This window comes from Pseudomonas sp. TJI-51 (assembly GCF_000190455.2).
GTDB classification, from domain to species: domain Bacteria; phylum Pseudomonadota; class Gammaproteobacteria; order Pseudomonadales; family Pseudomonadaceae; genus Aquipseudomonas; species Aquipseudomonas juntendi.
Genome location: NZ_AEWE02000016.1, coordinates 291 through 4,499, shown reverse-complemented (window position 1 = coordinate 4,499; position 4,209 = coordinate 291). Strand labels below are relative to the sequence as shown.

Here is a 4,209-nt window from a genome sequence, read left to right as displayed (position 1 = left end):
ATCTCACAGGCGCTGAAGATCCTGCGCCTACCCCCGCCCGCGACAGGGCCCTTGCAGGCGCCCGTCAATCCGAAGCCAGCACCGCCGCAATCCGGTTCCCGGCCTTGGCCTTCTCCAGCTTGATCGCCACAAACTTCGAGGTCGGGGTGTACGTCCCCTCGCCATAACTCTCCAGCGGCACCAGCGGGTTGGTCTCGGGGTAGTAAGCCGCCGCCTGCCCTTGCGGCACGTCATACGCCACCAGGCGGAACCCCGACACCCGCCGCTCCACACCATCCTCCCACAGCGACACCAGGTCCACGTGCTCACCCGGCTCGAAGCCCAGGCGGCGGATGTCGGCCTCGTTGACGAACACCACTTCGCGCAGGCCGAACACCCCACGGTAGCGGTCGTCCAGGCCATACAGGGTGGTGTTGTACTGGTCGTGCGAACGCAGGGTCTGCAAGATCAGGTCGGGCTTGTCCCCGCGGGCCAGCACCTTGGCGTTGACCAATGCCTCGGGCAGCGTGTGGGGCATGAAGCGCGCCTTGCCGGTGGCCGTGCGGAAGTTGCGCTCGGCAGCGTGGTTACCCAGGTGGAACCCGCCAGGGCTGTTCAAGCGCTCATTGAAACGCGCGAAGCCGGGGATGACGTCGGCAATCATGTCGCGGATGCGGTTGTAGTCGGCCACCGCATAGGCCCAGTCGATCGGCTGGTTGCCCAGCGTGGCCTTGGCCATGCCGGCGATGATCCATGGCTCCGAACGCATGTGCGGCGAGCGCGGGCGCAACTGGCCATGGGAGAGGTGCACCATGCTGAAGGTGTCTTCCACGGTCACGCCCTGCGGCCCTGCGGCCTGCAGGTCGATTTCGGTACGGCCCAGGCATGGCAGGATCAGCGCGTCGCGGCCGGTGACCAAGTGCGAGCGGTTGAGCTTGGTGGAAATCTGCACGGTCAGCGCACACTTCTGCAGCGCGGCATGGGTACGCGGTGTATCCGGGGTGGCTTGGGCAAAGTTGCCGCCCAGGGCGACGAACACCTTGGCCCGCCCCTCCTCCATGGCCTTGATCGCCAGCACCGCATTGTGCCCGTGGGCACGCGGCACACGGAAGCGGAAGCGTTTTTCCAGGGCGTCGAGCAGTGCTGCCCGGGGCTTCTCGTCGATGCCCATGGTGCGGTCGCCCTGCACGTTGCTGTGGCCGCGCACCGGCGACAGGCCAGCGCCGGGCTTGCCGACGTTGCCGCGCAGAAGCTGCAGGTTGACGATTTCCTGCACGGTGGCCACCGAATGGCGGTGCTGCGTCACGCCCATGGCCCAGCACATGATGACCCGCTCGGCCTTGCGGTACATACGCGCGGCCAGTTCGATCTCGGCCAAGGTCAGGCCAGACTGCTCAACGATGTGTTCCCAAGCCGTGGCGTCGACCGCCGCCAGGTAGCCATCGATACCGCTGGTGTGCTCGGCGATGAAGGCGTGGTCGAACACCGGCGGTTCGCCCTTGGCCTGGGCCTCGCGTTCCCACTGCAACAGGAACTTGGCAATACCGCGCATGGCCGCCATGTCGCCCCCCAAGGCTGGGCGGAAGTACGCGCTGGAAGTCGGCTCGGAGCCATTGCTGAGCATTTCGAACGGGTGCTGCGGGTGCTGGAAACGCTCCAGGCCACGCTCTTTGAGCGGGTTGAAGCACACCACCTGGGCACCGCGCTTGACCGCTTCACGCAGCGGTTCGAGCATGCGCGGGTGGTTGGTGCCAGGGTTCTGGCCAATCACGAAAATGGCATCGGCCAGTTCCAGGTCGTGAAACACCACGGTGCCTTTGCCCACCCCCAGGGTTTCCGACATGCCCGAGCCGCTGGCTTCGTGGCACATGTTGGAGCAGTCCGGGAAATTGTTGGTGCCATAGGCACGCACGAACAGCTGGTAGAGAAACGCCGCTTCATTGCTGGCCCGGCCCGAGGTGTAGAACTCGGCTTCGTCCGGCGATTGCAGTGCGCGCAGGTGCCGGGCAACCAGCTCGAACGCTTCTGCCCAGGTGGTTTCCACGTAATGGTCGGTGGCTGCGTCATAGCGCATCGGGTGCGTCAGGCGGCCTTGGTACTCAAGCCAGTAGTCGGTCTGCTGCTTCAACGCGCTGACGCTGTACTTGGCAAAGAAGGCCGGGTCCACCGAGCGGCCGGTGGCTTCCCAGTTGACCGCCTTGGCGCCGTTTTCGCAGAACTTGACCATGTCGCTTTCCGGCGACTCGCCCCAGGCACAGCCAGGGCAGTCGAAGCCGCCGTTCTGGTTGGTCTTGAGCATGGCACGCAGGTTCTTGAAGGCGTTGTCACTGCCCAGCCAGCTCTTGGTCACGCTTTTCAGCGCCCCCCAGCCGGCGGCGGCGCCTTTGTAGTCCCTGATGTGTTCGTCCTGGCTCATGCGGTGAATCCTCACGCTTCGGTGCTTTGTTTCAGCCTATGGAGCGTGGGGCGGGGCGTCCAATCGAAAGATCTTACGGCGTGATAAGCGCTTTCGATCACGGCAGCCAGGCGAGGAGCTGCCAGGCCGCATGATAGAGACCGTCGATCATGCAGTCGGACAAAGCAATTTGACGGCCCTGCGCCCAGGTTATAGCTTGGACAGAAATGCCCCCCTTCCCAGACGCGAGCGCGAACGTGGAACAGAACAGCCGGGCCCTGATCGACGGCTTCAACCGGAAAATCGACTACCTGCGGATGTCGGTCACCGACCGCTGCGACTTCCGTTGCGTGTACTGCATGGCCGAAGACATGCAGTTCCTGCCGCGCCAACAGATTCTCAGCCTGGAGGAACTGTTCCAGGTGGCCGAGCGCTTCGTCGCCCTCGGCACCCGCAAAATCCGCCTGACCGGCGGCGAACCCCTGGTGCGCCAGGGCATCGTCGACTTGTGCGGGCGCATCGCCGCCCTGCCCGGTCTGCGCGAACTGTGCCTGACCAGCAACGGCTCGCAGCTTGGCCGCTTGGCCCAGCCGCTGTTCGACGCGGGCGTTACACGCCTGAACATCAGCCTCGACAGCCTGGACGCCGACCGCTTCAAGCAACTGACCCGTACCGGCGACCTGCACCAGGTGATTGCCGGCATCGACGCAGCCCGGCAGGCCGGTTTCAAGCGCACCAAGCTCAACTGCGTGGTGCTCAAGGGCCGCAACGACCATGAACTGGTCGACCTGGTGCGCTTTGCCATCGACCGCGAGCTGGACATCACCTTCATCGAAGAAATGCCCCTGGGGGTGATCAGCGAGCATGAACGTGGCGAGTCGTTCTGCTCCAGCGATGAAGTACGGGCGCTGCTGGCTGAACAGTTCACCCTGGTGGAGTCCACCGAAACGTCGCAGGGGCCGGCCCGTTACTGGCGCCTGGCCGAAGCGGCCAACACCCGGGTCGGTTTCATTTCGCCGCACAGCCACAACTTCTGCGCCACCTGCAACCGCGTGCGCCTGACCGTCGAGGGCCGCTTGCTGCTGTGCCTGGGCAACGAGCATTCGGTAGACCTCAAGCACGTGCTGCGGGCCCACCCGGGCGACCCCGACCGCCTGGAAAAGGCCATCCGCGACTCGCTGCACCTGAAGCCCTACCGCCATCACTTCGAAGTCGGTGGCGACGTGCAGATCCTGCGTTTCATGAACATGACCGGCGGCTGAGCAGCTGCCTCTGGATTGCCATGATCGTCCACCCCGCACCCGATGTGTTGCGCGTGTTGTTCACCCTCAAGGGTTCGATCATCAAGCGCATTGCCCTGCGCTGCCTGATGGTCACCCTGCTGGCGGCACTGATTGTGCTGGTCGAGCGCCATTACCCGGCGTTTTTCTACCCGGTCAGCGCCACCCCATTCACCTTGCTGGGCCTGTCGCTGTCGATCTTCATGAGCTTTCGCAACAACGCCTGCTATGACCGTTGGTGGGAGGGGCGCAAGGCCTGGGGCAAGCTGATCATCGAAACCCGCTCATTCGTGCGTGAGAGCGTGGTGATCGGCGATGAAGCACTACGCCGTGAGCTGCTGCGCAGCCTGTGCGGGTTTGCGCATGCGCTGAATGCGCGGTTGCGCAACGAAGACGACCTGGCTGCCGCCCGCCCATGGTTGCCCTGGCCCGAGGCGCTCAGCCCGCACAACGTGTGCGACAGCATCCTGCGTGAGGTGGGCAGCCAATGCTCGCGGCTGGCCGAGCGACAACAGATCAGTGACTGGCGTTACAGCCTGCTGGAGCAGCGGCTGG

General features: G+C 64.7%; 3 protein-coding genes. 2 read left to right on the top strand and 1 reads right to left on the bottom strand.

Features of this window, described 5'->3' with window-relative positions; translation table 11 throughout:
* Positions 1-64: 64 nt before the first annotated feature.
* Positions 65-2,395: an FdhF/YdeP family oxidoreductase gene (locus G1E_RS04610; RefSeq protein WP_009686814.1), complete on the bottom strand. Its 2,331-nt coding sequence runs from the start codon at positions 2,393-2,395 to the stop codon at positions 65-67.
* A gap of 236 nt (positions 2,396-2,631) precedes the next feature.
* Here G1E_RS04610 and moaA point away from each other — a divergent pair, with 236 nt between their 5' ends.
* On the top strand, positions 2,632-3,636 hold the full coding sequence (gene moaA, locus G1E_RS04605; RefSeq protein ID WP_009686815.1) for a GTP 3',8-cyclase MoaA: 1,005 nt from the start codon (positions 2,632-2,634) through the stop codon (positions 3,634-3,636).
* Positions 3,637-3,656: 20 nt separating this feature from the next.
* On the top strand, positions 3,657-4,209 hold a 553-nt coding region (locus G1E_RS04600), incomplete at its 3' end, for a bestrophin family ion channel (RefSeq protein ID WP_009686816.1).

Excerpts from the sequence above, each read along its gene's own strand:
- G1E_RS04610 (WP_009686814.1), bottom strand. The coding sequence starts at position 2,395 with ATGAGCCAGGACGAACACATCAGGGACTACAAAGGCGCCGCCGCCGGC.